Origin of the sequence: Microcoleus sp. (assembly GCF_041354475.1) — a bacterium.
GTDB lineage: Bacteria > Cyanobacteriota > Cyanobacteriia > Cyanobacteriales > Microcoleaceae > Microcoleus.
The window spans coordinates 1-17,621 of sequence record NZ_JBGJZU010000110.1 but is presented as its reverse complement, the minus strand read 5'-3'; the positions used below and the strand labels follow the sequence as shown (position 1 = coordinate 17,621).

The following is a 17,621-nucleotide window of genomic DNA, read 5'->3' as shown; positions in this document are numbered from 1 at the left end:
CTGCCACGATTATATCCACATGAACAAAGGCGAAAGCCAAGAACATCGGGAGCCGGATGCGGGGAAACCAGCACGTCCGGATCTAACTGAGAGGGGCGGGGAATAATATCCCCCCTCGACTCAACCATGGGGAATCGCCACGACTCTAAATGTACGCAGAGACAGAGTAAGACTATGAAGGTAGCGTCAGTCGATGAAGCGTAAAGAATCCCCGTGCGTTTACGCCGGGGAGTATTTCAACTACCTACATCATCCACAGTTTCCGATCGCTGAAAGCTTGCTATTTCCGATTAGGGCGGGCGATCGAAAGTTAGGCACTATATGGCTGATTTCTCACAATCAGCAGCGTCAGTTCGATCGCGAAGACGAACGGTTAATCACCAGTCTGGCAAGCTTCAGCGCCGCTGCTTTGCAAAATATTCATCTGCGTCAGATGGCTGAATTGGCCTTGCAGCAAGAGCAAATGGCGCGGCGAGAAACAGAAGCCATCCGTGAAGCTTTCGCCGAAGCCCTTCCAGGGAATCTCCATCTGCTTGAAAATATTAGCGATCGCCAGCAAGCAGAACTGGTGCTGGTAGAGGAGAAAAGACTGCTGGAACTAACTGCTACCGGGAAACCCCTGGAGGAATGTTTATCGGCTTTGTGTACCTCCGTGTCGAAGTTGAATCCCCAAGTCCGCGCCTGCATCCTACTGGCGGATGCGACGCGACAAACGTTTCACAACTCGATCGCCCCAGATTTTCCCACGGGCTTTAGTCTAGGACTCAAAGATGCGCCCATTAATGAACTGGCGATCGGGACCTGTGGAGAGGCGGTATATCGCGTTGGGCCTATCATCTGTGTCGATATCGCCAAGGACGATAGTTGGTCCCAGCAATGGCGAGACTTATGTGTGGTTCATGGTGTGCTGGCTTGTCACTCCTCGCCTATTGTGGGCTTAGATCATCTGCCACTGGGGTCTTTAATGCTTTGCTTTGGTGAGCCGCGGATGCCGACGGATTGGGAATACCGACTCGCTAACTTTGGGACTCAAATCGCTAGTATTGTCCTGCAGCGCGATCGAGCTAGCGACAGTCTGCGCGAATCTGAAGCAAAATATCGCACGCTGACGGAACTCTCCACCCATCATGTCTGGATGTTGGATGCGACGGGAGAAGTGGTGTACCTGAATCAAACCTTTGTCGATTATTTCGGCAAGTCGCTGAATGAGTTGAAGCGGGAAAACTGGGCGGAAAATGTGCATCACCCTGACGATCATTCTCGCGTCATTCAAGAAATTGCTCGCGCCATGGCCGCTGGCATCAACATCCGTTCCGAACATCGGCTGCGGCGATATGACAATCAGTTTCGCTGGTTTTTGAATGAAGCTACTCCGTTGCGCGATGCCCATGGCCAAATCACACATTGGGTTGGTGCTTCGGTGGATATTCACGACAGCAAACAAGCAGAAGCAGCTTTGCGACAAATGTCCGGCGAACTGGAACGAGAATTGCGCAAATTCGATGCGATCGCATCTTCAGTCCCAGATTTTATTTACACCTTTGATTTGTCAGGAAGATTCACCTATGTCAATCCCCCGTTGCTGCATCTGTGGCAAAAAACAGCGGCTGAAGCTATGGGGAAAAACTTTTTTGAACTGGATTACCCAACCGACTTAGCAACCAAGCTGCAAAATCAAATTCAGCAAGTCATGGAGACCGGCAAACAGCTCAAGGATGAGACTCCCTACACGAGCGGATTTGGGACGCGAGCCTATGAGCACATTTTCGTGCCACTCTTCGACGAAAACGGCGCGGTAGAAGCGGTGGCAGGGGTGACGCGAGACATCACCGATCGCAAACAGGCAGAAGCGGCACTGCGAGTCAGTGAAGAGAAATTTCGCAACATGGCAGACAATGCTCCCTGTATGATCTGGGTTACAGACGAAACGGGCTACTGCACCTATTTGAGCCAAAGCTGGTATGAATTTACAGGACAGACTGAAGCAACGGGTTTGGGATTTGGGTGGTTGAACGCAACACATCCAGACGACCGTCAGTTTACTCAACAGATGTTCATGGCTGCCAACGAGCGTCATGATGTGTTCCGAATCGAGTATCGCTTGCGTGGCTCTGACGGTCGCTATATTTGGGCGATCTATGCCGCTAGTCCCTGGTTTGGACCTGAAGGTGAATTTAAAGGCTACATTGGCTCGGTGATTGATATTGACGATCGCAAACAATCCGAGTCTGCCTTACGCCAATCGGAGGAACGCTATCGAACCCTGTTTGAATCGATTGATGAAGGCTTTTCGGTGATTGAAGTGCTATTTGACCAGAACAATCAGCCGATCGATTACCGCTTTTTGGAAATCAATCCAGCATTCGAGAACCAAACGGGACTACAACAGGCGACTGGTAAAACTGCACGTCAGCTCGTTCCCAATCTAGAAGATCATTGGGTGGAAACCTATGGCAAAATTGCGCTCACAGGCGAATCCATGCGCTTTGAAAATGGCTCTGAAGCGATGAATCGTTGGTTCGATGTTTATGCCTTCCCCATCGGCCAGCCCCAGGAGCGAAAAGTCGCGATTCTGTTCACCGATATTAGCGATCGCAAGCGCATGGAGGTTGAACGGGAACAAGCTAAAAAGGCTTTGCTCTCTAGCGAAGAGCGCATCCGAAATATCTTGGAGAGTATTAGCGATGGATTCTTCGCTCTCGATGAAGATTGGCGGTTTACCTACGTGAATCCCCAGGCAGAATTTTTGCTCGATCGTACCCCGGCTGACTTGCTGGGCAAAAACTTCTGGTTAGAGTTTCCGGGTCTGATTGGTAGTGAGTTTGAGCAGCTTTACTGGGGCGTGATGAAACATCGCGTGAGTGCTTCACTGACTGGGTTTTACCCTGACCAAAATCGCTGGTACGAAGTTCACTGCTATCCTGCGGCCCATGGGATAACTACCTATTTTAGAAATGTGACCGATCGCAAGCAAGTTGAAGAAGAACTACGGCAAAAAAATGCGATTTTAGAAGTGATTAATGAGTCAGCGCCCACCCCCATCTTCGTGAAAGACCGGGAAGGACGGATTATTTATGCTAATCCCGCTACCCTGGAGGTGCTCGGTAAATCTGCTTCGGAGGTGGTTGGCTATCGCGATCGCGATTTCTATCCCTCATCTGATCTGGGGGAAAGGGTTATGGAAAACGATCGACGCATTATGGCATCTGGACAGACAGAAGTGGTTGAAGAGTCTCCTGATGGGATTCGGACTTTTCTGGGGATGAAAGCGCCTTACCGGAATGAGGCCGGAGTTGTGATTGGGTTAATTGGCATCTCCTATGACATTAGCGAACGCAAGCGCATTGAATCTGAACGGGAACAAGTTCTGCAACGGGAACAGAGTGCACGGGAAGCCGCCGAAAATGCTAACCGAATTAAAGATGAGTTTTTGGCTGTGTTGTCTCATGAGTTGCGATCGCCTCTCAACCCGATCCTTGGCTGGGCAAGACTTTTACGCCGTGGCAAGTTGGATGGAGCCAAAAGGGCACAAGCACTAGAGACGATCGAACGCAATGCCCAACTTCAATCCCAGTTAATTGAAGATTTGCTGGATATTTCTCGTATTATGCGTGGCAAATTGACCATGGTGCCGATGCCGGTGAATTTGTCTTTTGTGGTTTCGGCGGCGATCGAAACGGTACGACTAGCAGCAGAAGCTAAGTCGATTCACATTGAAGTCAATGTGGAACCTAACATTAAAAAAGTTTATGGAGATGGGGGGCGATTGCAGCAGGTGGTGTGGAATCTGTTGTCAAATGCGGTTAAATTTACCCCAACAGGAGGAGTGGTGAGAGTCGATCTCACTGAGACTAAGGGCTATGCCCAACTGCAAGTGAGAGATACGGGCAAGGGTATCAACTCGGAGTTTCTCCCCTATGTGTTTGAGCATTTCCGCCAGGAAGATGGAGCTACTACGCGCCAGTTTGGTGGTTTGGGATTGGGATTGGCAATTGCGCGTCAAATTGCGGAACTTCACGGTGGCAGAATTTGGGTGGAGAGTAGGGGGGAGAATCAGGGAGCAACGTTCACTCTGGAATTGCCCATCTTGGACACTGTAAATTTGGCTGAGGAAGTTGCTGACACCACTTTGGCTCCCTCTAAGGACCTTCTCCTGGAAAATCTGGATGTGTTGGTGGTGGAGGATAACCCGGATTCCCGCGATTTTTTGGCTTTTGTGTTGAAGCAAGCGGGAGCAGAAGTGACTGCTGTTGGCTCAGCTATCCAGGCTTTGCAACTGCTTTCTACGGTGTCTTTTGATATTCTGTTGAGTGACATTGGAATGCCAGAGATGGACGGCTACGCGCTGATTGCTGAAGTTCGCCAATCCCTGGGCGATCGAGTTCGGCAGATTCCGGCAATCGCTCTGACTGCTTACGCGGGAGAGCAAGACCAACAAAAAGCCATCGCTTCTGGGTTTCAAAATCACATGGCTAAGCCGATCGATCCCCAAGAGATTGTGGCAGTGGTTGCTCGTATGTGCCGGCGAAATTGAACAAGGTTGTAGGGGTATTCAGAAATTTAGTTGGCTTCTGAATAGTCTCCAAGTTTGAATTTGAATTTTAAGTTTAAACTGTGCTTAATTCCTATTAGCCATATTTTTAACTTCCTTCCCCAAACCGATAACCTCTGCCATAGACTGTGTGAATCAGCACAGATTCGCGAGGGGCTTCTATTTTGCGGCGTAGTAGGCGAATTTGAGCAGCTAATACATTGCTGCTGGGTTTTTCTGCTTCATTCCACAAATATTGGTGGATTTGTTCATGGGTCAGCAATTGACCGGGATGGCGCATTAAATATTCTAACAACTGACATTCTTTTTCGGATAAGTCAATGGTGCGATCGCCCCGATAAGCTAATTGATTGTCGTAGTCTAGTTGCAAATCACCAACTTGTAGCCTTCCCACACCCACATCAGCATCAAAAGTCGGAGGTCGTCGCAATAAGGCCCGGACCCTGGCGAGGAGTTCTCGCAATTCAAAAGGTTTTACGAGATAGTCGTCTGCACCGGCATCCAATCCTTGTACGCGGTCATCTAGGGTATCTTTGGCGGTGAGAAATAGGACTGGTGTATTCCGTCCTTGCGATCGCAATTGTTGACAAATTGCCAATCCTGTTTTCTGAGGCAACATCCAATCCAAAATTAGCAAATCATAATTGCCCTGAATTGCTAAATTTTTGCCCGTTGCGCCATCAAAAGCCACATCAACCCTGTAACCCTCGCGGGTTAAAACTCGACTCAAGGGGTCAGTTAACTCAACTTCATCATCAACTAAAAGAATCCGCATTCTGATTTTAGATTTTAGATTGGAACAATTTGTGCTATTGTAGTCTAGGAAAAAGTCCTTTCCCTCTCTAGGCTCAAGCCGCACTTGTTTCCCACTTACCGAGTATTTTTATGATTACCGTAGCACTTCCCAAAGGTGGACTGTTAGCAGATAGCATTCGACTGTTTAAAGCTGTTGGATTAGACTTCAGTGCTTTTTTGGATTCATCTAACCGCCAGCTTCAAATTTATGACCCTACCGGAACTGCAAAAGCTTTGCTAGTCAGAACCCATGATGTGCCGGTTTATGTGGAATATGGTCAAGCGGATTTGGGGATTTCCGGCTATGATGTTTTGCGGGAAAAACAGCCAAAAGTTGCCAGCTTAATTGATTTAAAATTTGGTGAATGTCGGCTATCTGTGGCAGTGAAAAAATCTAGTTCTTACCGCAGAAGTGTGGACTTACCTCCTCATGGTAGAGTTGCTTCTAAATTCGTAAACTGTGCTAGGGAATATTTTCATAATTTGAATTTGCCAGTCGAAATTGTGCCGCTTTATGGTTCTGTGGAATTGGGACCGATTACGGGAATGTCGGAGGCAATTGTGGATTTGGTGGCGACGGGCAAAACTTTACAGGAAAATGGTTTGGTTGAGATTGATGTTTTGTTTCACAGTACGGCTTATTTGATTGGTCATCCTTTGAGTTACCGTTTGAATTCCGGTGGTGTGAATGAGGTGATTGGCAAAATGAGAGAGCAAGTTTTGGCTGCGGTTTGATTTAGCCGAAGGCGGAAGGCAGAAGGGCGGCGCTTTGCTGGCCCAACTGACTCAACCAGAATTTAACGGGTAAAAAATAGCAGTTGTAGAACTTCTAATTTTTTAAGAATTAGGGTTTTGAGATGCTGGCAATAAACCCAGTTTTTGTTGACATCTTTCTATGTAAAGATTCACCACTGTATCCACAGGGTTTTGGGCTGCTAGTTGCTGGAAATATCCCAAAGCGGCGACATATTTTCCCGCTTGCCACCCTTGAATTCCTTTGTTAAATAGTGCCTGGGTAAGCTGTTTTACCTCACAGTCAGGACTGGAAGAACTCCAAACTTCATAGATGTCAATAGCTTGCTGTTTTCCCCGTGGCGTTACTCTATCTATCCAGCGATAATAATAATTTGTACTGGGCAACTGGCTGTCCATGACTGTTGTCTGAGAACTAGCAAGAATGCTCTCCTGAGCTTTTCCTTCCAATTCGCACTTTAATAGAATATGTTCCTGGGAACCTGAGTGAGAATTGATGGTGTTGACAAATTCTCTGGCATGGAGGAGGGCTTTTTCGCTAACAATAATTGTGCAGCCGTATATTTTAGTGAAGTTTTCTAAGCGAGAAGCTGTATTAACAACATCGCCAATCACCGTAGAATCCATGCGACGATCGGACCCTAAAGTGCCAATCATGCCTATACCTGTATGAATTCCTGTACCGATATTGACTGGAGATGATAAATTGTATTTGTGGCGATCGGCATTAAATTCTTGCAAACTTTTTTGGATGGCTACGGAGGCTTCGATCGCATCTCTAGCGTGAGAATTGGGCCGATCGAAAACTGCCATAATTGCATCGCCTAGGTATTTGTCAATAAAACCTCCGTGGGAACTAATGCAATCACTCATTTTAGTAAATAAAGCATTCAGCCATTCAAATGTTTCGCGTGCTTCTTGAGATTCGGCGATCGCCGTAAAGCCGCGAATGTCGCAAAATAAGATAGTCAACTCTTCTTCTGTGACATTTCCCAACTGAATAGATTCTACTCCTTGAGGGGCAATTCGTTCGAGCAACTGTTCCGGTACAAATAGGTGAAATTTTTCGGAAAGATACTCGTTAGCCTCCCAAGCAGCGGCGATTTGGCGTTTGCTTTGCTCTTTTACCTGCTGGTTGAATTCAGAAGAGACAACTTGCGATCGCATTTGGCTCAACTGCAAAATATTCTCAACCTTGGCCAACAACAAGCGACTGTTAAAAGGTTTGGTTAAATAATCATCTGCCATCATTTCTAACCCTTTGATCCTAGAGGTATCGTCATCAAGGGCTGTTAAAAAAATTATGGGTACTGTTTGCAAAGTCGGATCTTTCCGCAGGCGATCGCATACATCAAAGCCGTTGAGTTCCGGCATCATAATATCGAGTAAAATCAAGTCAGGTCGATGGACTCTGGCCAGGGAAAGTGCTTCGTTGCCAGATACTGCGGAAAAAGTAGTGTATCCTTTCAAGTGCAACAATTCTTCGAGTAAAATCAGATTAGCTGGCTCATCATCAACCAACAGAATATAGGGCGACTTATTTGACATTGAATATGATTGGTAAAGTGTGTCACCGATCGGCAAGACTGATGCCCCTGAAATCTATAAAAATAGCTGAGCTAGGTTCCCTAGCATTCAACTTGAATGTCCATCAGGACTTACGCAATTGTCAATATTTCTCTACTATTGAGTCTAGCCTTTCCCGTAATAAATTGTAATATTTTTTAACTAAGAAAAGAACGGACTGTAGCGATCGCCAAATTCAGATCCAGCGGCTTGCTCAAATAATCACAAGCTCCAGCTTCCAAACAGCGATCGCGATCCCCCGGCATCGCCATTGCAGTTACCGCAATCATCGGCACAGACTTCCACACAGGATCTGCCTTAACTCGTCGCATCAACTCAAAGCCATCAACACCCGGTAACTGAATATCCATCAAAATCAAATCCGGCAGTAACTCCGGGGCGTTAATCGCCACCGCCATCCGATCGAGCATCGACGAACCATCCACAATCATCTCTACCACATAGCCCTCCAATTCCAGCACCTCAGAAATCAACATTTGGTTAAAAGGCTGGTCTTCGACAACCAAAATCCGCTTGCTACCAATCGGTAAAGGCATCGCAGAGGCAGAGCTAAAACCGGAGTCTAGGGAAGAAGCCACAGATATTGCCAACTCTTGACGCATCTCCGTCAAAGGTAGCCAAACGCGGAACCGACTTCCCTGATCGCAACTAGACTGAAAAGAAACAGTCCCCCCGTGCAATTCTGCCAGTCGTTTAGTCAAAGCCAAGCCCAAACCAGTACCTTCGTGGCGCTTAGTCAGAGAAGAATCCACCTGTTGAAAAGGTCGAAACAACAAGTGCCAGCGGTCTTCAGGAATGCCGATACCGGAGTCTTTGACCTCAAAACAAAAATAAGGTGTGCTGGCATTGACAGGAGAACAGTCAGGGCGATAATCGCCGTTAATTTCATTACCGTAGGCCAAACGCCCGCTGAGTTTCACTTTCCCCTGCTCTGGGGTAAATTTGATGGCATTGGAAAGTAAATTAATCACAATTTGTCGCACTCGCCGTTCGTCGAGCAAAACCTTAGTAATGCGGTAGTCCAGTTCCAAAGACAAAGCAATGCGTTTTTTGTCAGCCCGCGGCTGAATCATTTTCAGACAGTCCGTAGCCAGTTCGTGAACGCGAACCGGCTGTAAATTCAGCTCTGTTTTGCCAGCTTCAATTTTAGAAAGGTCGAGAATATCATTGATGAGCTGCAACAAGTGCTGGCCGCTTTTTTCAATCAATTCTACGTACTGGACTTGTCGGTTGCTCAACTGTCCGGCTGTTTGCCGCAGTAGCAAGTCAGAAAAGCCGAGAATGCTGTTGAGAGGTGTCCGCAATTCGTGGGACATCGATGCCAGAAACTCGGATTTCAACTGAGAAGAATATTCTAATTGTTGGTTAACTTGGCGCAAGTCTTCTTGTGCCTGGGCCCGCTCGATGGCGGCTCCCAGAGTCCGACAAGCAGCTTCGAGTACGTCTTGGTGGAGTGGGGTTTGTAGTTTTTTGACGTTGCGGGACTCCAGGGTTAGTACGCCGATAATTGTACCGTCGGTGGCTGCGATCGGGAAAATGCCCAATTGACCGATGCCTGGGTGCCGAAATTGCGGCACTGCATTGGGATGCTTGGCATAATCCTCCACAAACAAAGGTTTACCAGTTGCTACTACTTCCCACAACAAACCGGTGCCGTAGGGAATACCTTTGTCGAGGAGTTCTTGCATACCTGCGGCTACTGGTTCCCCGTAACTAGCCAGAAATTGAGTGGAAACTTGGTTAGAAATTGCTGCGGCTTGTCGTTCGTTTCCCTTGCCGCTAATCACCTTCACATCTCCGAAGGCTGCATTCATGGCTTCTACTAGATAGCTGAGGGCAAATTGACCGATTTCTTGCAAACTTTTCGAGTTTTGCAGTCGTTCAGTTAAACCTAGGAGAAATGTCAAGCGTCTGACTTCGGCGTTTAAGCTAGCTTGAGAGTTGTGGTATATGGTAACGTCTCTAAATGTAAATAGCCGTCCGCCGCTGTGGGTGATAGTCGCACATACTTCTAAACAAACCCCATTGGATTGCTGGAAATAAAATGATAAATTTTCATCTACAGTTTTTTCTAGTGCTTGCTGAAACTGTTCCCATTGCTGAATTGACCAGTAACCCCGATCGACTATTTCGGCAAACAGCAGGTATGACTTGGGCTTGGTTGCCAGCCATTCTGGGGCGATTCCCCAGGTTCCGGCCAATTTTTGGTTAAACAAAACTAAGCTGTCAGAGGAGTCGAACAGAGCGATCGCATTGTCTACTTGGTTGAGAATCAATTCTTGGTCTGCCCTCAACTGCTGTAAGTCTCTCTCCATTTTTTCTGTGTTGGTAGCTCTTAGTTTTGTGGTCATATTTTTTTAAGAAACTGGAAAAAAGTATTTTAAAATTATTTATTTAATTTGACATACTTTGATGATTTTTGACAGTGAGGGCGATCGATCTAGTTTGTGATCTTAGACACTGGCTTTGATTGATTAAATATCCACCACCAACCCAAATAATAACCCGGTTTTTTCGGGAAACCGGGTCGTTCAGTGTGCTTTTTTTTACTGAAACATTCATCCACATTCAGAGCGATCGCACTTAATGTTTATGAGGCTTTTTCGGAAAAGGAATGTCTAAATTTTCATGAAAAACAAGCTGAGTTTTATACGTCAAGCGGCGGTTAACTTGTTTGATAATTGTTTCCAGAATTCCTTCACCGGTTTTTTTTATTAACGATTCCGACATCGAACGAATAAATTTCGGAAAGGAAACTCCCACAGCTAAATCCAGCTTCCACCCAGCAATGGTAATCAGAGGCGGTAATTGAGAGCGATCGGCACCTTGCCAATTTTTGGCAAACTCCTCCGCAGATACTTCCACCAAATTCATAGCGGAGCAAAAATTAACTTCATATCCCGGTGGCGTATAATTCGGAATCGGAATTGTTTTAATCAAATAAGTGCCTCGCGCATCAGGCGGTAGTAATTCTAAACCAATTCTCGCTTCCACGCGGTAGCCGAAAGCACCAAAACGCCCGATTAATAAATCATAACCATTTTCTCCGATCGGCTCAGCCTTCATGGGCAAAGCACACTGAGAAAACCAACTCTTATGGTTGTTCAAATGCTGCGCCACCGTAGCAGCATCAGCATACATCTCCATGCTGTCTTCAAAATGTGTACTAAACCAAATCAGCTCTGCTTCCTCGGCGACATCTGCACCTCCACTCGACGGTAGCTGGAAACTCCCTTCTGGGTAGCAAATTTCCTCAGAAGTCTCAACGGTTGGATATTCAGTGGAATCCTGCTTCATGGTTTGCTCTCCTGTTATAGACGATGCCGATCGATCGGGGGGATGTGGCAAGTTCGGAAACTCCCTACAATTAATAAATTGATAGTTGCTCATAGCAACAAAATTGACCCTTGTTCAGCATAACTCGACTTATGAAAGCATTTGTAGCAGGAGCCACAGGTCAAACAGGCCGCCGAATTGTCACAGAATTGGTAAAGCGCGGGATTCCGGTACGTGCTCTAGTCCGTAATTTAGAGACAGCTAGGCAAATTTTACCCCCGGAAGCTGAGTTAGTCACGGGAGATGTATTAAATGCAACTTCTCTTGCCGATGCCATCGGTGATAGTACGGTATTGCTGTGCGCCACGGGTGCAGCCCCTGGTTTTGACCCCACATTGCCCTATCGGGTGGATTTTGAGGGAACCAAAAATTTGGTGGATGCAGCTAAGGCTAAGGGAATAGAGCATTTTGTGCTGGTGACATCTCTGTGCGTCTCAAACTTTTTTCACCCCCTGAATTTGTTTTGGCTGATTCTGGTGTGGAAAAAGCAAGCTGAGGATTATTTGCAAAAAAGTGGCTTGACTTTTACCATTGTCCGACCGGGTGGTCTCAAAAATGAGGATAATTCTGATGCGATCGTCATGGAGTCAGCGGACAAACTATCAGATGGTAGCATTCCCCGCACTAAGGTAGCTCAAGTGTGCGTGGAAGCCCTATTTGAGCCGGCTTCTCGCAATAAGCTAGTGGAGATTGTGGCGAAGTCGGAGGCTCCCCAAAAGAGTTTCGAGCAGTTATTTGCCAGTGTGATGTAAAACGAGTTGGCGATCGGAGTCCTGATTTATTAAAGCAGTCGGGACTCTGGTGTGCTGAGGGGGAGGAGTCGATGGTTATGTGAACTACCAGTCATAGTTTTGCCACTGTTGTTAACCACCGAAACTTTCACCATCTGAGCGAAAACGCTAGATGCTGCCAGCGCCACCAGTGGCAAAGACAACCCAGCAGCGATCGTTAATTTGCTTAACAACTTGTTAACCATGGAGCCATCTACCTCAAGTTACGTATTTATACAAGCTTAGCTGTAGAAGCGAGCACAGACAAGTCAAATATATTGGTATTGCTTATGATATTTTGAAACAGTGATACGTTTCTAAATAGCCATGCTTACCGCCGGAATTGTCGGACTGCCTAATGTTGGCAAATCTACTTTGTTTAATGCCCTGGTTGCTAATGCCAAGGCGACTGCTGCTAATTTTCCTTTCTGTACGATCGAGCCAAATACGGGTATCGTGGCAGTGCCAGACGAACGGTTGAAGGTGCTGAGCGATATTTGCAATTCCGCGCAAACAGTGCCGACGCGGATGGAGTTTGTGGATATTGCAGGTTTGGTGAAGGGGGCGAGTCAGGGGGAAGGATTGGGAAATCAATTTTTGTCTCATATTCGGGCTGTAGATGCGATCGCCCATGTTGTCCGCTGTTTTGACAATGATGATATCATTCACGTTGCGGGTTCTGTCGATCCCCTCCGAGATATTGACATTATAAATCTCGAATTAATTCTCGCAGATTTAGCTCAAATTGAACGCAGGCTCGATCGCACTCGTAAGCTAGCCCGCAACAATAAAGAAGCTCAGGCAGAAGTAGACATCCTAGAAAAATTGGTCGCAGTTTTGAATGCGGGTAAACCAGCACGACAGTACAGTTTCACCCAGGAGGAAGCTGAGTTAGTCAAAGGTTTGGAATTACTAACCAATAAACCCATTATCTATGCTGCCAACGTATCTGAGGATGATTTGGCCACAGGAAATAGCTATGTGGAACAGGTGCGGGCAGTAGCAGCAGCAGAAAATGCTAAGGTTGTTATAGTTTCGGCACAAGTTGAGTCAGAATTGGTGGAGTTATCCGAGGAAGAACGCACAGATTTCCTAGAATCTCTGGGGGTGAAAGAAGGTGGCTTAAAATCTCTGATTCGAGCTACTTACGAATTGTTAGGTTTGCGGACTTATTTTACTAGCGGGCCAAAAGAAACTCGTGCTTGGACGATTATCGCCGGAATGTTGGCACCGCAAGCTGCGGGGGTAATTCACTCCGATTTTGAGCGCGGTTTCATCCGGGCTGAAACTGTGGCCTATCAAGATTTAGTTACCACGGGTGGGATGAATGCGGCTAAGGAAAAAGGCCTGGTTCGCAGTGAAGGTAAAGAGTATGTTGTACAAGAGGGGGATGTGCTGTTGTTCCGATTTAATGTTTAGCTTTCTCAGGGAGATTGGCACATGAATATTGTTTCGCTGGCAATTGCTTGGTTGGTAACATCGGTGAGCTTTTTTATTATTTCCAAGTTGCCAATTGGGGTAGATATTGACACTTTTGGAAAAGCGATGATTTCGGCAGCGGTTTTTGGATTGCTGAATGTTCTAGTTCAACCGTTAGTGACTGGCTTAACCTTACCATTAATCTGGCTGACATTCGGTTTGTTTATGGTTGTTGTCAACGCCATTATCTTTGGATTGGCAGCTTGGCTAGTAGATGGATTCCGCTTACGACATGGTATTTGGAGTGCTTTAATTGGGGCTATGGCTCTTGGTTTTGTCAACTCTTTTCTCTTTAAGATATTGGGACCAATGCTTAATAGGTAATTACAAGTAAGTTAGGGGAATTTATTTATCACTGGTTTCTAGGCAGAGCCTAGGAATCAGTCCCCATAGGCTCTGTCTCTTTTTTATAGCAGAAAAATTGGAGGCAGAGCCTCCAGATATGTGTTACTAGGCAGAGCCTAGTAACGAGTATAAAAACATATTTATTAGCTAATTATCAGGCTCAAAACCCTCTCTATTCCTCCTGTTTTGAACTGGCCAATCTATATTTTCACCGCCTATAATTAGCTCTTCTACCGTCACAAATTCTTTGCTAAGTTGCTGGAAAACATTAATCAAAACATCGAGGGCGATCGCATCGCTAGTCCCCAAATCAAACCAACAACGAGCCCAAACTCCCTCGTACTCCATCTCTCCCATATTGTGCATCAAAGCCATCATGCTCCCATCGGCAAGATTAACATCGTAATCCATATCATTGATATCTAACCCCTCATCTTGCACTTGCAGGTTTTCCGCATTAAATCCTCCTAGTTTTCCTAAGAAAAACCAAGAATCAAACACCTCTTCAACGTACTGTTTTTCACCATTGGAAGGCACATTGCTAAACTTCAGCCAAATCCACAAGTCAAAGGGATTAAATTCGCGAAACTGTACTTTCATCAAGTTTTATCTTTTGTTATTTGACAACCGCGAAGACGGTTAGGACATTCTCAATCGCTCAAATGCAGTAATACCAATTTTTTATGAGACTGCATAGAATCCGATCCCCCCTAACCCCCCTTAATAAGGGGGGGACAAGATTCCGATCTTTCGTCCCCCTTCCCCCATCTCCCATCCCCCCTTGGGGGGGGCAGGGGGGGGTGGGGGGCTAGGGGGAGGTGGGGATACGAGGGGGATCGAGATATATCCAACGACCCATTAAATTGGTATAACTGCATTCCCACATCAATCTTTTTACTTCTTCCTGATTTGTACCCTGAGCGAAGTCAAAGGGTCAAAGGGCTCTCTTCCTTTTGTTTATAATGGTGGTAAGGCCGCCGGTCCCCAGATACCGTCTGCATCTCGAATTTTATCGCGCATTGGGTCGCAGTCACGAGTTTTATTGTCGAGACGGTTGCGGGTTCTGCACTGCTGAAAGAAAATTTCAGCAACTAAACTTCTCGGTAATTGATCGGATTTTGCCAAGGAAGCATCAAAGTTTTTGCGAGCTTCTTCTAGTAAAGTTTTATTATATTCTTTGCCATCTTTACCCTTTGCCTGAGTAAATAAGATTTGGGCTTTTAGATAAAGAATTTCGGGATTTTGGGGTGTTTCTGCCAGTGCTTTGTTGGCAAATTCTAGGGCTGAGTCGTATTTTTTTAGGTCTCGATAGCCTACGGACATTCCCCGATAGGCTAAGTAGCGGGGAGAGGCTTTTTGTTCTAGTCTTTGAATGGCGTCGCTGGCGTTGGAAAAGGGCAGGTTGGTGGCTAGCATTAAATCCATGTAGCCTTTGATTAAGTTGAGTTCTGGGTCGTTGGGAGCTATTTTTTCGGCGGCATCTAGATATTGAAATACGACTCGCAGTTTGTTGAGTGCTTGGGGTGCGCCTTTGGCTGTTCCTTCTTTGGCTATGACATTTGCTCCTTCTAGAAAGTGACCTGCTGCGGTGTAAATGTTGCCACGTAGGGGATTTGTTTTACTCAGTTGTTCGCCGATTTCGCGGGTTTTTTGCGCGTAGGAATTCATCGAGTTTAAGTCTTGCTCGATGTAGGATAATGAGGCTGCCATTGCATAGGCTAGTGGCTCGTTTGGTTCGGAGGATAGTGCTTGTTGAACTTGAGCTTTTGCTGTTTTGTAGTTTCCTTGCTGAAACATTGTTTTGAAGGCGGTTTCGGTTTTGGGTCCGATCGCCTGTGGGTATGTCGAGCGAAACGGATCGCCCGCTAATGCTGAGTTGATGCACATACTCAAGGCGATCGCCATACTGGCCATCGTCCCCACTGTCTGTTTATTTCTGCTAATTTGTTTGCCAAGGGACGCTAAAATGGTTTTCATCATCGTCAATTCTGTGAAGGCAATAAATTTTCACTGGGAATCGGAAAGTTAAAATTTCAGACTTCGGGGCCGCGACTCAAAAAATGATACGATGGTCTTGATTTTTGCGGGCTATTGCCCTATAATTTAATAATGGGAATATGAGCATTTATAAAAAAATTGTACATACTTCCATTATTAAAATATACCATAAAGCAATTTGAAAATCAAGCGCCCAAGTTCAAAAAAAACGGCCGATTTTTGTAAAGATTTATGTAAAATCATGGTGAGCGATCGGCACAAGCCAGAAAAAGCCTTAATTATTAATAGCACAACCAAGAAGTTAACTAAAGAGCGAACAAATATTTTCTTCCCTCTTCCCTCTTCCTTCTTCCTTCTTCCTTCTTCCTTCTCCCCATGCTATATCTAAAAAACCTAGTCTATCATCCTACAGCCTGTCCGAATCCTATTCTCAAAAACATCAATTTAGAACTACCATCCCAGCAAATGGGGCTGATAGTCGGCCGCAGCGGTTCAGGCAAAAGTACCTTCTTAGAAATATTAGCAGGTTTAGCAGAAAAAACTAGCGGTGACATCCGCTGGCGCGAACAAGAATTAACTCCCGAACACTTGCAACAGTTAGGAGGTTTAGTATTTCAATTTCCCGAAAGACATTTTTGCGGAGGCACAATTTTAGAAGAATTGCGCTTGGGACACCCAGAATTGGGACAAGAACAAATCAACAAAGCCATGGGTGAAGTGGGACTCGGACATTTGCCACTGAGCACTTCTCCCCATGCTTTGAGTGGAGGACAACAGCGACGGGTGGCGCTGGCGGTACAGCTAATTCGCCAGCCGCATTTGCTGCTTTTGGACGAACCGACGGCGGGTTTGGATTGGTCGATGCGCCGACAGTTGGTAAGCTTGCTGAGTAAGTTAAAAAATCACTGGACATTGTTGATTGTTACTCACGATGCTAGCGATTTATTGAGTGTTGCAGATAAATTTTGGACTTTAGAACGGGGGGATTTGCAGGAAGTAGATCGGGCTAAATTAGAAGCTAAAGAAACCAGCTTTGTTAGTCATTAGTCATTAGTCATTAGTCATTAGTCATTAGTCATTAGTCATTAGTCATCGGTCATTAGTTGAGAGTAGGTCAAGAAAAAGTAGGGATAAAAGATGAATCAGATTACAATTCCCGTGCTACCGGAAATGAATCAGTTGTGGCAGGAATCCATGAATTGGGTTCCGAATGACTCACAACAGCAACATTTTCAGCGACTTTACCAATTAATTCTTGAGGGTAATCGCTCTTTAAATTTAACTCGAATTACTGAGCCGATCGAGTTTTGGGAAAAACATTTGTGGGATTCTTTGCGGGGCATTGCGAAGCTGCTACCAGTTAATGATAATTTAGGGGAAATTCGCGAATTTCCTCCACAGTCGCTGCTCAAAGCCATCGATATCGGGACTGGGGGAGGTTTTCCAGGGTTGCCTGTGGCGATCGCACTTCCCACTTTATCAGTTACTTTGCTTGATTCTACCCGCAAAAAAATTGATTTTCTGGACACAGTTTTACCATCATTAGCAGTAAAAAATGCTGCGACTTTGCTGGGGAGATCCGATGAAGTTTGGCGGCAACCACCTCACAAAGCAGCTTACAATCTGGCGTTTCTGCGAGCAGTGGGAGCCGCCTCTGTTTGTGGTAAATATGCCCTGCCTTTCCTCAAAAATGGCGGTTTAGCTGTGCTTTATCGAGGTAATTGGACGGCGGAAGAAGAGACAGAGTTGCAAAGTGCGATCGAACCTTTAGGCGGCACAGTTGAGTCAGTCGAAGCATTCACAACTCCCGTGAGTCATAGTGTGCGACACTGCGTTTATTTGCGGAAACTTGTATAAGTTTGTAGTGAGGACTTCAGTCCTATAGCAATCCTAAATCATTTGTGAATTTCTTACTCCCGGACCTTAATAAGGGGAGGGTTGGGGTGGGGTAAAAAACTTTACGACTCATTTAGGACTGCTATAGCAATCCTAAATCATTTGTGAAT

General features: G+C 45.9%; 14 protein-coding genes. 7 read left to right on the top strand and 7 right to left on the bottom strand.

The window, feature by feature from the left end; genetic code table 11:
- Nucleotides 1-193 precede the first annotated feature (193 nt).
- Complete coding sequence (locus tag ACBR23_RS26540) at nt 194-4,534, top strand: PAS domain S-box protein (RefSeq protein ID WP_371120681.1); 4,341 nt, start codon at nt 194-196, stop codon at nt 4,532-4,534.
- Nucleotides 4,535-4,640: 106 nt separating this feature from the next.
- Here the strand turns inward: ACBR23_RS26540 and rppA are convergent, their stop codons facing one another.
- Entirely contained in the window at nt 4,641-5,327 is a 687-nt protein-coding gene (gene rppA / locus ACBR23_RS26535; RefSeq protein WP_371115926.1) for a two-component system response regulator RppA, read from the bottom strand.
- Between the two features lie 110 nt (nt 5,328-5,437).
- Here rppA and hisG point away from each other — a divergent pair, with 110 nt between their 5' ends.
- A complete protein-coding gene (gene hisG, locus ACBR23_RS26530; RefSeq protein ID WP_340520728.1) occupies nt 5,438-6,082 on the top strand; it encodes an ATP phosphoribosyltransferase in 645 nt (214 codons plus the stop codon).
- A 102-nt stretch (nt 6,083-6,184) separates the two neighbouring features.
- Here the strand turns inward: hisG and ACBR23_RS26525 are convergent, their stop codons facing one another.
- The 3 genes from ACBR23_RS26525 to ACBR23_RS26515 form a co-directional block, all read right to left on the bottom strand.
- On the bottom strand, nt 6,185-7,648 hold the full coding sequence (locus ACBR23_RS26525) for a response regulator (RefSeq protein WP_371120680.1): 1,464 nt from the start codon (nt 7,646-7,648) through the stop codon (nt 6,185-6,187).
- 176 nt (nt 7,649-7,824) lie between these two features.
- Complete coding sequence (locus ACBR23_RS26520; protein ID WP_371120679.1) at nt 7,825-10,038, bottom strand: ATP-binding protein; 2,214 nt, start codon at nt 10,036-10,038, stop codon at nt 7,825-7,827.
- 232 nt (nt 10,039-10,270) lie between these two features.
- Complete coding sequence (locus ACBR23_RS26515; protein ID WP_371120678.1) at nt 10,271-11,077, bottom strand: DUF1997 domain-containing protein; 807 nt, start codon at nt 11,075-11,077, stop codon at nt 10,271-10,273.
- A 38-nt stretch (nt 11,078-11,115) separates the two neighbouring features.
- On the opposite strand from ACBR23_RS26515, the gene ACBR23_RS26510 reads away from it, so the two are divergent.
- Nucleotides 11,116-11,775: an NAD(P)H-binding protein gene (locus ACBR23_RS26510; RefSeq protein ID WP_340520721.1), complete on the top strand. Its 660-nt coding sequence runs from the start codon at nt 11,116-11,118 to the stop codon at nt 11,773-11,775.
- Nucleotides 11,776-11,804: 29 nt separating this feature from the next.
- Here the strand turns inward: ACBR23_RS26510 and ACBR23_RS26505 are convergent, their stop codons facing one another.
- Entirely contained in the window at nt 11,805-11,999 is a 195-nt protein-coding gene (locus tag ACBR23_RS26505) for a hypothetical protein (RefSeq protein ID WP_340520719.1), read from the bottom strand.
- A gap of 121 nt (nt 12,000-12,120) precedes the next feature.
- Between ACBR23_RS26505 and ychF the strand changes: the two genes are divergently transcribed.
- Nucleotides 12,121-13,212 (top strand): redox-regulated ATPase YchF, encoded by a 1,092-nt coding sequence (gene ychF / locus ACBR23_RS26500; protein ID WP_371120677.1) that lies wholly within the window; start codon nt 12,121-12,123, stop codon nt 13,210-13,212.
- 21 nt (nt 13,213-13,233) lie between these two features.
- A complete protein-coding gene (locus ACBR23_RS26495; RefSeq protein ID WP_341735741.1) occupies nt 13,234-13,596 on the top strand; it encodes a phage holin family protein in 363 nt (120 codons plus the stop codon).
- Between the two features lie 168 nt (nt 13,597-13,764).
- Here the strand turns inward: ACBR23_RS26495 and ACBR23_RS26490 are convergent, their stop codons facing one another.
- On the bottom strand, nt 13,765-14,217 hold the full coding sequence (locus tag ACBR23_RS26490) for a DUF3531 family protein (protein ID WP_371115932.1): 453 nt from the start codon (nt 14,215-14,217) through the stop codon (nt 13,765-13,767).
- Between the two features lie 357 nt (nt 14,218-14,574).
- Nucleotides 14,575-15,597: a Sll0314/Alr1548 family TPR repeat-containing protein gene (locus ACBR23_RS26485; protein ID WP_371115933.1), complete on the bottom strand. Its 1,023-nt coding sequence runs from the start codon at nt 15,595-15,597 to the stop codon at nt 14,575-14,577.
- Between the two features lie 393 nt (nt 15,598-15,990).
- Here ACBR23_RS26485 and ACBR23_RS26480 point away from each other — a divergent pair, with 393 nt between their 5' ends.
- A complete protein-coding gene (locus ACBR23_RS26480) occupies nt 15,991-16,662 on the top strand; it encodes an ABC transporter ATP-binding protein (RefSeq protein WP_340520709.1) in 672 nt (223 codons plus the stop codon).
- A gap of 90 nt (nt 16,663-16,752) precedes the next feature.
- The gene (gene rsmG, locus ACBR23_RS26475; protein WP_371120676.1) at nt 16,753-17,472 is read left to right on the top strand and encodes a 16S rRNA (guanine(527)-N(7))-methyltransferase RsmG; all 720 of its coding nucleotides are present in this window, start codon (nt 16,753-16,755) and stop codon (nt 17,470-17,472) included.
- The last annotated feature ends 149 nt before the right edge of the window (nt 17,473-17,621 follow it).